Genomic DNA, 14,892 nt, shown 5'->3' on the forward strand with positions numbered 1-14,892 from the left:
AGCTTTCATAAGGTCTGATTTTATTTCTCTAATCTTGTTACGTTCACGCCTATAATTAGAATAAGCCACTCCAATAGGCTTATGTCCATTTTCTAAAAGTTTATCTTCAACTATATTTTGTATTTCCTCCACAGAAAGTTGCTGCTTGTCCAAATCCTCAATTCTTTCTAACACCTTTTGAGTTAGCTCTATAATTTCACTTTCTTTTAAATTAAAAGCTATCTCATCCGCAGCTCCTCTTATGGCATTTGTAATTTTTATCGAATCAAATTGAACCTCTCGTCCATCTCTTTTGACTACATGTAGCATAACTAGGCCTCCCTAAACACAATATCTTGTACTTTGCTTATTATACCCTAGTAAAAATTTTATATCAATTTCAGAATTAACTTCTATCATATAATACGCCCATTTAGGTTTGGGTTATCTCAATATCCTTTGATTTTTTATCCTTATTCTCCTGTTGACATTATATTTTAACCTCTAAACTTATTTTTATTAATATCTGCATCAAAAAAATTAAAAAATAAAATAGTATAAAAAAAACATTAAAAGCCAAACTATATTTAGAACATAAAACAACCATTATTAAAATTATTATAAATAATATACTGTCTTAAGTTAAAATAGTTTTATAAAAATAGCTAAACTATACGCATTTTAAATTATGCTATAATGTAATTAAGTTTAGAGAAATTTTTAGTAAATAACTAAAAAGATACACAATTTTTTATTTTATTTTTGAAAAACTATTTAAAAATTCAGCAAAGTGTAGTATCATAGTACTTATGTTACAAATGTTTTATGTTACAAATGTTACAAATTTTTTTATTCAGGAGGAAAGTTATATGAAAACAGGTACAGTTAAATGGTTTAACTCAGAAAAAGGGTTTGGATTCTTATCCGTAGAGGGAGAAGAAGATGTATTCGTACATTTTTCAGCTATTCAAGGAGACGGATATAAATCTTTAGAAGAAGGACAACAAGTTCAATTCGAAATAACTACTGGAGCTAGAGGACCTCAAGCTTCTAACGTTACTAGATTATAATTCAAAATCTAAAGTAATCTATAATATACATCAATTATAGATAAGCCACCTATCACTTTGTGATAGGTGGTTTTTAGTTTATATCTATTGTCCGCGATAAAACGAATTACTGCTCTGTACTTTGTTTTATTATTGCATAAAAACATTATCGTCTCATGAATATAATAGTGATTTTTGCTAAAACTATACAAGAACTAGTTTATAAACCATGAAAGGATGTTTTCATAATGTTTGGAAAAATAATAGATATGGACAATACGGATGCTTTTATAAATTTTTTAGATGGAACTACTATGGATGTAAGTATTGCTCGTTTACCTAAAGATTCAAAAATAGGAGATTCTGTTGATATTAATATTGGGACCACTAGTTTTCTTAACGATAAAATGGAAAGTTTTTTCTAATAAACTTAAAATAATAAAAGACTGTATTTGTACAACAAATACAGTCTTTTATTATTTAGGCATCTTAAAATTTATCAGGTTTTTTGTCTTCATAAGTTGCAATATTCCATAGCCCCTTGTCATATTTAGCAATCACGTAATATACCTTCTCTTTCTCACTAAGTTTAGTCCTAATTGTAACAGATGACTTGTATATAGTAGCTTTATAACCTTCTGTTTTAATCTTTATTAACACATCGTAATCTGTGTTTTCACCTTTTATTAGTACAGCATTATAGTCATTTAGCAATTTACTTTTAAAGGACCCTAAATCAGTTGATAATACAAATTTAGCTACACTACTATCTTCGCTTACATCAACGCCTATTTTTTTACCTTTACCCTCACCCTTTACATACTTATCCAGTACATTTGATATTGAATCATAATACACGGTTTTAAAATCTATGGGCTTTCTAATATTCCAAAAATTTTGTATTATGTCATTATCAATTCTTTTAGATACAATATAGCTCTTATCTGCACTGTACAAATTAGCTCCATCTTTTTCATCCAGGCCTGCTATATAATTAAATTTGTGAACTTTATCTATGCCCTCATACATTTCAAATATATAATCAGACTCTAATGTTGACTTTTCACTAACTTCCTTAGACGCCGATAAAATTTCATACAAGTCTTTTATGGCTATTTCATCTGTAACCACAAACCTAAAACTTTTATCCCTAGTACTTTGTATTATTATCTTTTTTATTCTGCCCTGCTTAATATATTCAAAATCATTATTCTTCACTCCAAGCTTTACTTTAATTCCATCAAGGCTTTTACATCCTGTAAATATAAATGCGGCCATTATTATAAATGAAAATATAAGGAGCTTATTTTTATTTTTATGCATTTGTTATCCTCCTCACTACTCTCTGCTGGAAATAACAATAATCAATTGTTATCCTAACTCTCAGACGTAATTTTATATTTATTAGTTAATTCTCTAAATAGCCTTAATCTCATTATTTAAGCTGCCAACCACAAATAAATTTTTAAGAGAAGATAATACTCCTCCCAACTAAAGACTCGTTAAAAACGCTTTATGCGCTCATAATGCACCTATGGATTGCACTTTTAAAATCACATTAACTAAATTATAATACTTTAAAAAGGTTTAAGCAACTTTAATTAATTTTAAAGGTCTCCACTATACTTTCGTAAATAGCCCCATAAGCTTCTTTAAAATTAACATTTCTTGCGAAAAATGAAAATCTATAAAATTCACTTCCATCATCAATAAAATATTCATATACCTTGTACCAATTATTATCAGTTACATTAATTAAGTATTGCACTAAATATGTTTTTTTACCATTTATACTAATACTGTCTAATTTATAATTTTTAATTACGTTTTGCTCCTGAGATATCTTTTTACTATTATCTAAAAATGTTTTCAAATCCTGTTTACTCCTCCACACTTCCACAAATCCATGGATTATTGCATCCGATGATTGAAAATCATTGTGATATATAATCTCCCCACCAGTAAATTTTTTTTCTTTAGTTGTCCATCCTTCTGGTAACTTATAGCTTACTTTTCCATTTAAAGCTTGGAAATCATTTAGTAAACTAATATTATGCTCTACAAGAATGGTGGTTTTTATCTGTTTATCGAATCCTTTTGATATCCCCAAAAGTGTTATCATAAGGCCCATTAATATCACTATGATTCCAACTTTTTTTCTATTTATAAATATAACCCTCAATGTACCCCTCCATTTATTAATATTAATATACTATATGATATATATTAAAAGAATATTAAAAAATTAAATGTGCGACTAAATTATATAGTCGCACATTTAATTTCATACATATTATTTTTTTAAAGGGACAACAATTGTAGATTTTTTGAAATCATAAAACATCAGCCAATGTCCCATTTCGTCATTTTCACTATCCGCAATCCAAGTTACAAAACCAGTTTTGCCTCCATAGGGCTGGTGAACTTTAGCTTTGCTTCCTGGTATTCCATAAACGATATATTTCATTTTACCAGTGGAGTCACATTTATATCCTAGCATAAAAGAACCGTAGTTCCTAATATATGGATAGTAACAGATCATAGGATAAAATGCTATTGTATATTTATTATAGTCACTGAGGTCATACATATTCTCTAAACTACTCACAGGTACTTTATACCATTTGCACCATTTGATCTCTTTAGAAAAAATAGGTACTTCATCAAAACCTATTGCTACTGTTTTAAAGAAATCTCCCATAGCACCTTTAGGATATTCACCTTTATCATAATCATCTTTCTTATCATGGCACTTATACTCTTCATCTTGTTTTTTATCCTTATTTCTATTCCCACCTAAAATATCTTCAGGTTCTTTGGTTTCAGGCTCTCTAGCTTCTGGTTCTTTCGCTTCAGGTTCTTTAGCTTCAGGTCCTCTAGCTTCTGGTTCTTTAGCTTCTGGCTCTTTAGCTTCAGGTCCTCTAGCTTCAGGTCCTCTAGCTTCTGGCTCTTTGGCTTCTGGCTCTTTGGTTTCTGGCTCTTTGGCTTTAAGCTCCCTCGCTTCTAATACACCTGCCGTTTTAATTAATCCATCAGCATCCAATTCATCGCTTTTAATTTTAATTAATTCAATATTTTGTTCATATTCATCAAATTCATTAATTATATCATCTGTTCTTGTTTCACTCTTTCCTTTATTGAAATCCGCTAACTTATAGTTTCTCCATTCATTGGGTTTGTCTGTTGTTGAAAATCCGCTCATTATCGAAACCACATTGGTATCGAGAAATTTTACAATTGCAGCCCCAACGATCTTTTCAGCTGATATTCCAGTGTCTGCTATATTTTCCATGTCATATTCATTAGAAATGTCTACCCTACCATAATCGTCTATGTTCAATTTACCCAGTTTTATTATTTTATTTACATCTTTCTTACCACATATTAAAATCATGTAATAAGGTTGTTTTTCTTTCCTTAGGTTCTGCACGTAGTATGAAATCTTGCATTTATTATTTTTCATTTCTAGCTTTGCATATCCAGAAGGAATTTTATCAGAGTCTAAAGAATAGCCTTTTTCATCTTCTTGTAATATAATAAAGTACCTACTATAACTTTTTTTAGGTGTCACCTTCTTTTACCTCCATATAAAACTTATTCATTATACTATATGAAGTATATAATAAAAAGTGAACAACATTCGAAAATTTATTTTATAGACCACATTTCATCTGAAAGCTTTGCGAACTCTTGAAGAGATAGTGTTTCCCCTCTTCTTTTAGGATCAATGTTCGCTCTTTCAAAACATTTTAGAAGCTCTTCTTTATCAATACCCAAATCCTTGACCCCATTCCACAAGGTTTTTCTTCTCATATTAAAAGATTTCCTTACTAAAGAAAAGAAGAAGGCCTCGTCTTTAACCTTAACTTTAGGCTCCTTTAATCTATCCAATCTAATAACAATAGATTCTACCTTAGGCTGTGGTATAAATGCTGACGGTGGCACTAATCGTATAATTTTCGTATCACAATAGTATTGAACTAATATTGAAAAAGCTCCATAAGCCTTGCAATTGGGCTCAGAATCTATCCTTATCCCAACTTCCTTTTGTATCATTATAGTTAATGATTTAAAATCGTAGCCTTTAGTAAGTAAGTTAACGATTATAGGAGTTGTGAGATAATAAGGTAAGTTAGCTACTAGTTTTACGGATTTCTCCTCACCCATTAACTCATTAAAATCTACTTTAAGAGCATCCTTATGAATAAGCTCAAAATTATTGAAATCTTTAAGCTCTTCTTCTAAAATAGGAAAAAGTTTTTCATCTAATTCTATGGCACAAACTTTTTTAGCTCTTTTTAAAAGTGCTCTAGTTAATGTTCCGAACCCTGGTCCTATTTCAATAATAAAATCCTCTTCATTAACCTCTGCTCCATCAACTACATCTTCAAGCACAGAGTCGTCTATCAAGAAATTTTGGCCGAGCCCCTTTTTAAATTTAAAATCATATTTCTTTGCAACCTCACTAATTGTCAAATTTTCCATAGTTCATCTCCTTATCTACCTTTTTCAAGGCTTCTATAAATTCTTCCTTTATAATTCCGTAATTGTTTAACCTAGTTATAAATTGTGAGGAATTGCCGTATCCTATACCTAATTCTTTTCCTAGCGCATCCCGTCTTTCTTTTGCACGACTATCAGCTGTTAACTTGAAAAATATCATGTCCTGTATATTAAATTCACTTCTTTTCTCTTGAACTTCAAACTTTGCCGTTTCCAGAGCTCTTAATATTGTTTCAGGGGATGCATTTTCAACGCCTATATCTCCATCTTTAGTACCTTCCTTTTGAGATATATATGCATGCTTTACATCAGCTACTCTTTTGGAAATAATTCTTCTTATTTTTTCTCCAGCAAAGTCTGGATCAGTAAAGATTATTACACCTTTTCGCTTTTGAGCTTCTCTTATTTTGTTAATTATCTTTTCGTTGATTCCAAAACCTCCTACAGAGATCAGCTCAGCATCTACTGCTCTTTTAACTGCTGTAACATCGTCTCTTCCTTCAACTACTATTACTTCTTTAATCATAATATTATCCATATTTTCCTCCATACTTATACTAATCTAAGACACTTACTATTAATGAAAAAGAAAGATATCCTTTAGTATTTCTTTTTATTACTGTATCTATAATATCATTTTACTTATTATTAGTGAACTGTAAAGCAAAAAAAAAGGAGCTAATGCTCCTACTTTAAAATATAAATATCTACACTCCGTGATCCCCAATCCCACATTTCATTACTTGAATCGAAATATAAATCTATATGATTACCTTTTATTGCTCCACCAATGTCTTCTGCGATGGCAAGTCCATATCCATCTACCCACAGCTTGGTTCCCAGTGGAATAACTCTAGGATCCACAGCTATAGTGCTATAGCCCTTAGTGTTTCTTTTTGCACGTGCTCCAGTTGAAGTTATACCATAGTAAGGATCACCAGGGCTTTTACCAGTGCTATCAAAATCAGCATTATATGCTGTTGCCCTAACCCTTAGCTTCTCAGTATAACGAATGTCTCCTCCACGCGATGGTGAATATACACCAACAGTACCTAGTGCAACTATTTGTTTAACTGGCTTCGATTTAAGCTTTTCACTTACTAAATTTCTAGCTACCTCTTTGCCATTTTCATAGACAACAGATGAAGTAATAACCTTCTGGCCCACTTTTCCTGTTTGAATAACTTTTTTTACACCTTTGTCCAGTTCATTGCTGTTTTTAAATTCAGTTGCAAAGTCAATCGTTTTAATTTCTTGAAGAACATCAGTGTTTACTCTTGTTATTTGTACTTGTAACCCTGATTTTAACGAATCACTTTTTAATGGGGTAATCTTATCCTCACTACTTAATACAATACTTTCTGCTTTTAGCATATCCGCTACTGTATTTTCAGCAGTTTGAATATTCAATTCTTTCCCATCAACTTTTACTTTAACATTAACAGCCTTTTTTATATATATTTTGTCTCCGTCTTTTACTTCACTGTCTAAACTAACTGTTATTTGATCTTTTGCCCCTAGTGCTATATTATTAGTTTTTAGTATTTGATTAACATTGCTTTTTAAAGTTATAACTTGTATGGATTTACCATCAACAATAACCGATATAACTTTTTTCATGTTAAATATAGTCACCGTAATACATGTTAATATGAGCATTGCTATAAAAACTGTCTTGGGGCCGTTTGAAAAATAGTACTTCAAATTATTTTTCGCGCTTTTCATCATAAAAATTCCCTCCCTTAGTCAAGAGTACTTGGGTATTATACCTTGAAGCAAGAAATATGTCAAATTTTAAGCCCATTACTCTTAGTTTTGACTGCTAATGCATCATTGTGCATACAATTATAATATTAAATTATAATTTTAAAATAAAATAATCATTCAGCCTTTCAGGGTAAATTAGTAAATTAGTAAATTAGTATTTACCATTAAAATTATATGTGCTCTACATACTTTTAATTCCAAAAAATTTTTTTTGTATTTTTTTTCCAGCAAGTAGAACTATTAATTATTTTACACTATTTGTTTATTTTTAGCAAACTTTTTATGTTAAGTATTGTTATATTTTCAATTTCCTCAATGGTTTTGCACTTGATTTCTGCTATCTTTTCTATTATGTACGCAATATAATCAGATTGATTTCTTTTGCCCCTATTCGGTTCTGGCGCCATGTACGGGCAATCTGTTTCTACTAGTATCCTATCCATTGGTACAACTTTTGCTACTTCTGCGATTTTTTTTGCATTTTTAAAGGTTATAACTCCAGTAAATCCTATATAATATCCGAGTTTTAAGCATTCCAAAGCAAATTCAACACTTCCCGAGAAGCAGTGAACGGTGCCTATAACCTCTGGAAATTCTTTTAATATATCTAAAGTATCACCATGAGCATCCCTATCGTGGATAACCACTGGCAATTTAAGTTCTTTTGCTAGCTTCATTTGAAGTCTAAACGCCGCCTTTTGAATATCTCTAGGTGGGTTTTCACCATAATAATAATCTAATCCTATTTCTCCTATAGCTCTAACCTTTGAATTTTTTGCTAAATTCCTTAGTTCCTCAATAATATCCTCATTAACAATATCTGCATGTTCCGGGTGAATCCCTACTGCCGAATATATAAAATCATATTTTTCGGACAATTCTACTGACATTCTTGCGCCTTCCAATGACGCACCACAGTTTAAAACCCCTATTACTCCTTTATCCTTTAATCCCAAAATCACTTCTTCTCTATCTTCATTAAAAGCCTCATCATCATAATGTGAATGCGAATCAAATATCATAATAAATACTGTATTAAACCCAATAATTCCAAGGGTTTAATTGCAGTTCTCACCTTCCTCTCATTGTATTAAAGTGAACCTAATATAGGAGATAGTAATCCCATAATAGCACCTAATAATGCTCCAAGCCAAGTTATGGCGCTTAACTCTTTACTAGCAATTTCTAATATGATTTTCTCTGAAAAGGCTACATCAAATTCATTGATTTTATCTTCAGCTATTTTAGCTACATCTAACACTTCTATTACGTCAGCAGCCTTATTCTCTATAAATTTATTGTATAGCTCTTTAACTACTTTAGAAATAGACTTAGATACTTTATCTCCTTCTCCCACAAATATTGATTTCATCTCCACATTTAATAATCTATTAATCAATACTGAAACTATTTCTGCAATTTTTATTTTCACAGAATTGCTTTCCGCAATAGCTTCTACTCTACTCTTTATAATTTTCTCTATCTCATTTTTATAATCTACGCCTGTTTTTTCTAACATCGCTTCAATAGATACATAATTATTAAACTTATCCTCAAGCTTATCGAAGGTATCTCTAATGATTTTTTCATCTATAATCTTCGTTGTAAATAAATGGATTAAAGGCTTTATACCATCCTTGATTCCTTCTTTAGAAAACTCAGAAAACACGGTAGATATTGAACTCTTCAAAAATTTGTCTATTATATCATTTATAATTAGTGCAATATCATTATGGTTTTCGTCTTCATCTAAGAATTCATTTATACCTGTAACAACTTTTTCATAAGTACTGTCAGCATTTACAAACATTGCTATCATAGGATTTAGTTTAGTCGTTATTGTTTCCCCTACAATTTGTCTCAATTTCTTCCTGTTTTTTTCTTCTTTCATTATTTTCTTTATAGCCATGGCAATATCATATCTTTTGCCATAAACATATACTTTCACATTATCTGTTATTTCTTTAGGTATAACTTCCTCAAAATTCTTATCTAAAGACTTTAGATCATTCACCTTATCTTCTAATATATTTTGAATCTCTCCATAAAAATTTTCTGTATCTTTATACTCAATTGCAACACTTAGTATCTTATTTTTCATTGAATTATATAATTCACTTTCACAAATTGCCTGTGGCGACACACTTAGTTCTAACATTATTTGGGTGCTTGCATATTTGACAATAGCATTTTTAACATCTTTTTCATTTATATAATCAATAAATAATTTTGAAAGATTACTGTTAGTATTCCCTACAAAACTAGAATACTCATCACCTAATAATCCTTTTATCTCATTTTCTACCGTAACCTCGCTATTTTCTATAGAACCAATCTTACTTTTCACCCAAGAATCCAATTGTTCATTCATATTTTCACTACATAGTGACTGTATAATTGTTTCCTTTGTCAAAAGATTCTGACCTATACTTTCTCCAACACTTTTAGCAATCCTAGACTTTTCCTTTGGGATAAGTCCTGGAGTAAATGGCACTTTAAATTTACCGATCTTAATCTCTTTGTGTGGTTTAAACAACATTTTTATAGCTAACCAATTGGTTATGTACCCGATAACCGCTCCAACTAAGGAACCAATAAGAAATTTCGTCATATTATTTTTCCTCCTCGCTATTCTCTAAAATAGTTACAATTACTAATTATAAATCTATCCTTATTAAAATTCAATAGACTATGTTGTTTAAATAATGCTCTAATCATCACCTTAGATGCTAAGTTATGATTAAATACAAAAGCATGAAGTCTAATTTACTAGCACTTCATGCTTTCTCACTGGATTTAGCTTACTGTACTTCCAGTAGGCAATTCCCCCGGTATTGATATTGTAAATACCTTGCTATCGTCCTGGGTTGCTGCTGCAATTATCATTCCCTGTGATAATTCACCTCTAAGCGTAACTGGCTTTAAATTAGCTACTAGCACTACATACTTTCCAATTAAATCTTCCGGTTTATAGTTTTGAGCTATTCCTGAAATTACCTGCCTTATTTCTCCACCTAAATCTACTTTTAGCTTAAGAAGCTTTTTAGATTTTTTCATAGGCACGCATTCTAGTACTTTAACAACTCTCATATCTATTTTTTCAAAATCTTCTATTGTTATTTCTTCTTTTATTGGCTCCATTGTAGGTTTTTGTGTTGCTTTTATATTTTCTTCTACAAGTTTGTTAAGCTCCTCTATTTTAGCTTCCACATCTATTCTTGGGAACATTACTTCTCCCTTATTAACTTTTGTTCCAGCACTTGTTCCATCAAAGGATGCTAAACTGTCCCAGGTAGATACTTCTACATTTAATTGAGCATTTATTTTGCCACTTGTAGTTGGTAAAAAGGCTGATATTAGCACTGATGTTATCCTTAAGGATTCTGCTAAATTGTACAATACTGTACCTAGCCTTCCCTTTTGAGCATCATCCTTTCCAAGTATCCATGGAGTTGTTTCATCGACATACTTGTTAGTTCGTCTAATAAGAGCCCAAACATGATCCAATGCTTCTGGAATTTTAAGTTCATCAATTGCTTTTTCTACTTTTCCCGGTGCTGCAAGCGCTAGTTCTATAAGTTCATTATCAACATCTGCACCTTCTTGTGGTACTGGAATAACTCCATCAAAATATTTTTCTATCATTGTTACAGTTCTTGATAATAAGTTTCCTAAATCATTAGCCAGGTCAGAATTTGTTTTTTTTATGAATATTTCATTAGTAAATATTCCATCTGAACCAAATGGTATTTCATGAAGTAAATAATACCTTACTGCATCCACTCCAAAATGATTAACTAGGATTACTGGGTCTACTACATTTCCTTTAGATTTCGACATTTTCACTCCACCATCGAAAAGAAGCCAGCCATGACCAAATACCTGTTTAGGAAGAGGGAGTTCTAATGCCATTAACATAATTGGCCAATAAATTGTATGGAATCTCAGTATATCTTTACCTATTAAGTGAACATCTGCTGGCCAGTATTTTTCATAAAGGGAAGTATCTTCTCCATTATATCCAAGAGCCGTTATATAGTTAGACAGGGCATCTACCCATACATATATAACATGGCCTGGATCAAATTCTACTGGTATTCCCCAGTTAAATGTTGTTCTTGAAACGCATAAATCTTGAAGACCTGGCCTTAAGAAGTTATTTAACATTTCATTTTTCCTTGATTCTGGCTGAATAAACTCAGGATGAGCTTCGATGTAATCTATAAGTCTACCCGCATATTTTGACATTTTGAAGAAATATGCTTCTTCCTTTGCTTTTTCTACTGGCCTTCCACAATCAGGGCATTTTCCATCTACTGCCTGCGTCTCTGTCCAGAAAGATTCACAGGGAGTGCAGTACCATCCTTCATATGCACTTTTATATATGTCTCCTTGATCGTATAGCTGCTTAAATAGTTTTTGAACGGCCTTTTTATGATAATCATCTGTAGTTCTTATAAACTTGTCATAACTTATATCCATCATTTTCCACAATTCTTGTATACCTGCTACTATTTCATCTACATACGCTTTTGGGGTAACTCCTTTTTCTTCTGCTATTCTTTGAATCTTTTGACCATGCTCATCTGTTCCAGCTAAGAACATTACATCATAGCCTGTGAGCCTCTTAAATCTAGCAATTGCATCAGCAGATACTGTTGTATATGTATTGCCGATGTGTAAATTTGCCGATGGATAATAAATTGGTGTAGTAATGTAATAAGTTTTTTTAGTCATAATTTTCTCCTACCTTTCAAATTAAAATTATTTGTCGTTTTAAATCTTTAGGAAAATAATGTATAAATATGTTAATTAACTTATAATAACCCTAAAATATTATAATTTCCCGGAAAATAAAAAAATCTCTAAACAGAAAAACCTTTCTGTTTAGAGACGTATTAACGTTTTACCACTCTAATTCATCTTTATATCGCTATAAAGAACTCATTTGGTGACCATCATCACCTGTCAATATAACGGTTGCACCCGTATTATCCTAATAATTAAATTCAGATAATCTGCTTAGAGACCATGTTCATAAGATTCCACGCTACTGATTTTCACCTATCTCAGCTCTCTTTTAACATTTAAGCTTATTACTCTTCTCATCATCGCATTTGTTTATGATAATTATATTGCAAATAAATCACTATGTCAATATTTTTTCCTAAAATTCTAAAAGTATACTTAATAATATTACTTTATATTTAAGATTCTATTTTTCTTAACATTTTTACGCCTTTAGTACCTAATAGATAATATAGAAGTAAATCCACAATCGTAAATACTGCTAATATTAAAGCAAATACAGCCCATTTAGTTAATTGTAATTTGATAACCATAAATGCTGTAAGCCCACCTAAAGCTACACAAATAATCATGCTAATAAGCACATTAAGGTTTTGCTTAACCGCCTTCTGCTCTGTATCCCACTGAAGTTTAGGGAAATTCAAATCAATAAATATTCCTATAAAGGATGTAAATAATATCCCCAAAATGCCAACTATAATCATTAATAAAACTAAATCGAAGGGTACTTTAAGCAATACTATCGCAACTATACACACCATAAGCATACCCGCTACGCCTAGAACTACTGCTGATAATACCTTTGCCATAAGCTGATCTTTATATTTCATAGGTATATATTTTAATATATAGAGGTTTTTACCCTCTCTTGATATTGCTGTAGTAGCTATTGCATTGCTACAAGATACAAACATCATAAATGCAAAGAAGCCACCTAATGCTATACCTGAACTTTTGCTGTTTTGTAAAAACTCAGTTAACATCTTAAGTTGCGCTGAACCACCCTTTTGTGAAAAAATAGGTATAAGTAAAAATACTGGCCATAAAAAATTCATAATAACACAATTTATAAAATAAATTGGCGTCCTAAATAATAATTTTAATTCTTTAAATATATATACCTTTAGAGAAGAATTTTGTGTTGTATTTTTTATAAGTTCACTACTAGTAAGGATTTTCCTCTTTGAAGATGTTTCAGATACTCCCATAACCCCTTTAAAATACAATGTTTGACCTAATATTATAAATATCATTAATGCAGCTACTGTTATTATTATAAATAAAATTAAATTGATAAAACCTTGAATATTAGTAGTATTAATTAGACTATTTACAGCTATCTTAGTACTAGGGAACATTTTTGTTGCCAAATCAACCAGTGAATTATTCCCCTCTGCAAACATTTTAGTAATTTCTGATCCATTTATATCTTGTGAAAACCTTTGAGTATAGATATTAATTCCTACTGCAAAACCCATTGCTATAAGTCCACCTACTAGTCTAAACCTGTCCTTGTTTTTTGCAATATTAGTAAATCTCATTATAACCATATTAATTACAGATGCAATCACTAGTGGAAGTATAGGCAATAATAAAAATATAATAACTGCATAAGTATAATACAATACGCCTCCACTACTCTTTATGCCATAAGCAATTATTGTAGGCAGAAAAAATATAAGTTCTGTAAGATATTCATAAATTAATACTACGGCAAATTTAGCCCCCATAATGTGCCAAGGCTTAAAAGGTAGTGGTAATAAATTTTCTACATCCATAGAAAAATAAAATATACCCATTGCATAAAATATTCCAAAGAAAAAAATCACCACACATACAATAGACAATCCAAAACCCAATATAACTGCTTCTTGTCCCATAGCATGTAATCCGTCATAGGCAACAGATACAAACTTTCCGAACTCTATTGCCATAGGTGTGAGCGCTAGGACTAAAATTAGCCCCAGCAGTATCCCTTTTATTTGTTTTTTATTTTTCTTGCCACCGGAGGATCCAGTTCCAGTTTTTAATAGCACCCTAGTTAAAGCTATAAATTTACTCATTTTCAGTCATCTCCAAGAAGATTTTTTCAAGTGATCCACTAGCTTTGAAGTGTTCCCTTAGTTCATCTAGTGTACCACAGAACAACATTTTCCCCTTGTTTATTACTGCAACCCTATCGCATATTTTTTCAGCTACTTCTAAAACATGAGTAGAGAAAAATACACTTTTACCGTTATTTGCATGTTCTCGCATCATTTCTTTCAAAACATATGAGGATTTAGGATCAAGCCCCGTCATTGGTTCATCTAGAATCCAAACTTCGGGCTCGTGAACAAGGGCACCCATAATAATTATTTTTTGTCTCATGCCATGAGAATAACTTTGAATCCCATCTGAAAGTGCATTACTCATTTCAAATCTATTTGCTAAGGCTTCAATTCTTTCTTTTCTAAGTTTGCCAGGCACATCATAAATATCTGCCATAAAGTTTAAATATTCGATACCTTTAAGTCTTAAGAACATGTCAGGATTATCTGGCACAAAGCCAAATTGTTTTTTAGCCTCTAAATCATTGTTTTCTATATCAATTCCATTGATAGTGATTTTTCCACTATCAGCACTTAATATTCCTGTAATCATCTTTATGGTAGTAGTTTTACCTGCTCCATTCGGACCTAGAAATCCAAATATTTCTCCATCTCTTATAGTTAAACTTATGTTGTCTACAGCTTTATCCTTGCCATTATAACTCTTGTTCACATCAATTATTTCAATCATTGTT

At 31.1% G+C, this 14,892-nt stretch carries 14 protein-coding genes and 1 other annotated feature; of the genes, 2 read left to right on the top strand and 12 right to left on the bottom strand.

Going from position 1 to position 14,892, the window contains the following annotated elements:
* On the bottom strand, positions 1–309 hold a 309-nt coding region (locus KPL50_RS20590; protein ID WP_253200739.1), incomplete at its 3' end, for an ATP cone domain-containing protein.
* Between the two features lie 539 nt (positions 310–848).
* Between KPL50_RS20590 and KPL50_RS20595 the strand changes: the two genes are divergently transcribed.
* Positions 849–1,049, top strand: a complete 201-nt coding sequence (locus KPL50_RS20595; protein WP_071611001.1) for a cold-shock protein — start codon at positions 849–851, stop codon at positions 1,047–1,049.
* A 227-nt stretch (positions 1,050–1,276) separates the two neighbouring features.
* Positions 1,277–1,453, top strand: coding sequence for a hypothetical protein (locus tag KPL50_RS20600; protein WP_216300416.1), 177 nt, complete (start codon positions 1,277–1,279; stop codon positions 1,451–1,453).
* 64 nt (positions 1,454–1,517) lie between these two features.
* Here the strand turns inward: KPL50_RS20600 and KPL50_RS20605 are convergent, their stop codons facing one another.
* From KPL50_RS20605 to KPL50_RS20655, 11 genes are all read right to left on the bottom strand, one after another.
* A complete protein-coding gene (locus KPL50_RS20605; protein ID WP_216300417.1) occupies positions 1,518–2,351 on the bottom strand; it encodes a hypothetical protein in 834 nt (277 codons plus the stop codon).
* Positions 2,352–2,625: 274 nt separating this feature from the next.
* The gene (locus KPL50_RS20610; RefSeq protein WP_216300418.1) at positions 2,626–3,210 is read right to left on the bottom strand and encodes a hypothetical protein; all 585 of its coding nucleotides are present in this window, start codon (positions 3,208–3,210) and stop codon (positions 2,626–2,628) included.
* 111 nt (positions 3,211–3,321) lie between these two features.
* Positions 3,322–4,599, bottom strand: a complete 1,278-nt coding sequence (locus tag KPL50_RS20615) for a hypothetical protein (RefSeq protein WP_216300419.1) — start codon at positions 4,597–4,599, stop codon at positions 3,322–3,324.
* A gap of 77 nt (positions 4,600–4,676) precedes the next feature.
* Positions 4,677–5,513, bottom strand: a complete 837-nt coding sequence (gene rsmA, locus KPL50_RS20620; protein WP_216300420.1) for a 16S rRNA (adenine(1518)-N(6)/adenine(1519)-N(6))-dimethyltransferase RsmA — start codon at positions 5,511–5,513, stop codon at positions 4,677–4,679.
* Positions 5,494–6,057, bottom strand: a complete 564-nt coding sequence (rnmV, locus tag KPL50_RS20625) for a ribonuclease M5 (protein ID WP_216300464.1) — start codon at positions 6,055–6,057, stop codon at positions 5,494–5,496. Before rnmV ends, rsmA begins: the two co-directional genes overlap by 20 nt.
* Before the next feature lie 161 nt (positions 6,058–6,218).
* On the bottom strand, positions 6,219–7,259 hold the full coding sequence (locus KPL50_RS20630) for a 3D domain-containing protein (protein ID WP_216300421.1): 1,041 nt from the start codon (positions 7,257–7,259) through the stop codon (positions 6,219–6,221).
* Positions 7,260–7,552: 293 nt separating this feature from the next.
* Complete coding sequence (locus KPL50_RS20635) at positions 7,553–8,320, bottom strand: TatD family hydrolase (RefSeq protein ID WP_216300422.1); 768 nt, start codon at positions 8,318–8,320, stop codon at positions 7,553–7,555.
* Positions 8,321–8,388: 68 nt separating this feature from the next.
* Positions 8,389–9,909, bottom strand: coding sequence for a DUF445 family protein (locus tag KPL50_RS20640; RefSeq protein ID WP_216300423.1), 1,521 nt, complete (start codon positions 9,907–9,909; stop codon positions 8,389–8,391).
* 185 nt (positions 9,910–10,094) lie between these two features.
* Positions 10,095–12,035: a methionine--tRNA ligase gene (gene metG, locus KPL50_RS20645; RefSeq protein WP_216300424.1), complete on the bottom strand. Its 1,941-nt coding sequence runs from the start codon at positions 12,033–12,035 to the stop codon at positions 10,095–10,097.
* A 149-nt stretch (positions 12,036–12,184) separates the two neighbouring features.
* Positions 12,185–12,419, bottom strand: a binding site (T-box leader).
* 86 nt (positions 12,420–12,505) lie between these two features.
* Entirely contained in the window at positions 12,506–14,170 is a 1,665-nt protein-coding gene (locus KPL50_RS20650; protein ID WP_216300425.1) for an ABC transporter permease, read from the bottom strand.
* A complete protein-coding gene (locus KPL50_RS20655) occupies positions 14,163–14,888 on the bottom strand; it encodes an ABC transporter ATP-binding protein (protein ID WP_216300465.1) in 726 nt (241 codons plus the stop codon). Before KPL50_RS20655 ends, KPL50_RS20650 begins: the two co-directional genes overlap by 8 nt.
* Positions 14,889–14,892 lie beyond the last annotated feature (4 nt).

It is taken from the genome of Clostridium sp. CF012 (genome assembly GCF_018861755.1).
Classification (GTDB): Bacteria; Bacillota; Clostridia; order Clostridiales; family Clostridiaceae; genus Clostridium_AD.

Bases quoted from the DNA above. Each gene is read 5' to 3' on its own strand.
- KPL50_RS20595 (WP_071611001.1), top strand. From the start codon at position 849: ATGAAAACAGGTACAGTTAAATGGTTTAACTCAGAAAAAGGGTTTGGA.
- KPL50_RS20600 (WP_216300416.1), top strand. From the start codon at position 1,277: ATGTTTGGAAAAATAATAGATATGGACAATACGGATGCTTTTATAAAT.
- KPL50_RS20605 (WP_216300417.1), bottom strand. From the start codon at position 2,351: ATGCATAAAAATAAAAATAAGCTCCTTATATTTTCATTTATAATAATG.
- rsmA (WP_216300420.1), bottom strand. From the start codon at position 5,513: ATGGAAAATTTGACAATTAGTGAGGTTGCAAAGAAATATGATTTTAAA.
- rnmV (WP_216300464.1), bottom strand. From the start codon at position 6,057: ATGATTAAAGAAGTAATAGTAGTTGAAGGAAGAGACGATGTTACAGCA.
- KPL50_RS20630 (WP_216300421.1), bottom strand. From the start codon at position 7,259: ATGATGAAAAGCGCGAAAAATAATTTGAAGTACTATTTTTCAAACGGC.
- KPL50_RS20635 (WP_216300422.1), bottom strand. From the start codon at position 8,320: ATGATATTTGATTCGCATTCACATTATGATGATGAGGCTTTTAATGAA.
- KPL50_RS20640 (WP_216300423.1), bottom strand. From the start codon at position 9,909: ATGACGAAATTTCTTATTGGTTCCTTAGTTGGAGCGGTTATCGGGTAC.
- metG (WP_216300424.1), bottom strand. From the start codon at position 12,035: ATGACTAAAAAAACTTATTACATTACTACACCAATTTATTATCCATCG.
- KPL50_RS20650 (WP_216300425.1), bottom strand. From the start codon at position 14,170: ATGAGTAAATTTATAGCTTTAACTAGGGTGCTATTAAAAACTGGAACT.
- KPL50_RS20655 (WP_216300465.1), bottom strand. From the start codon at position 14,888: ATGATTGAAATAATTGATGTGAACAAGAGTTATAATGGCAAGGATAAA.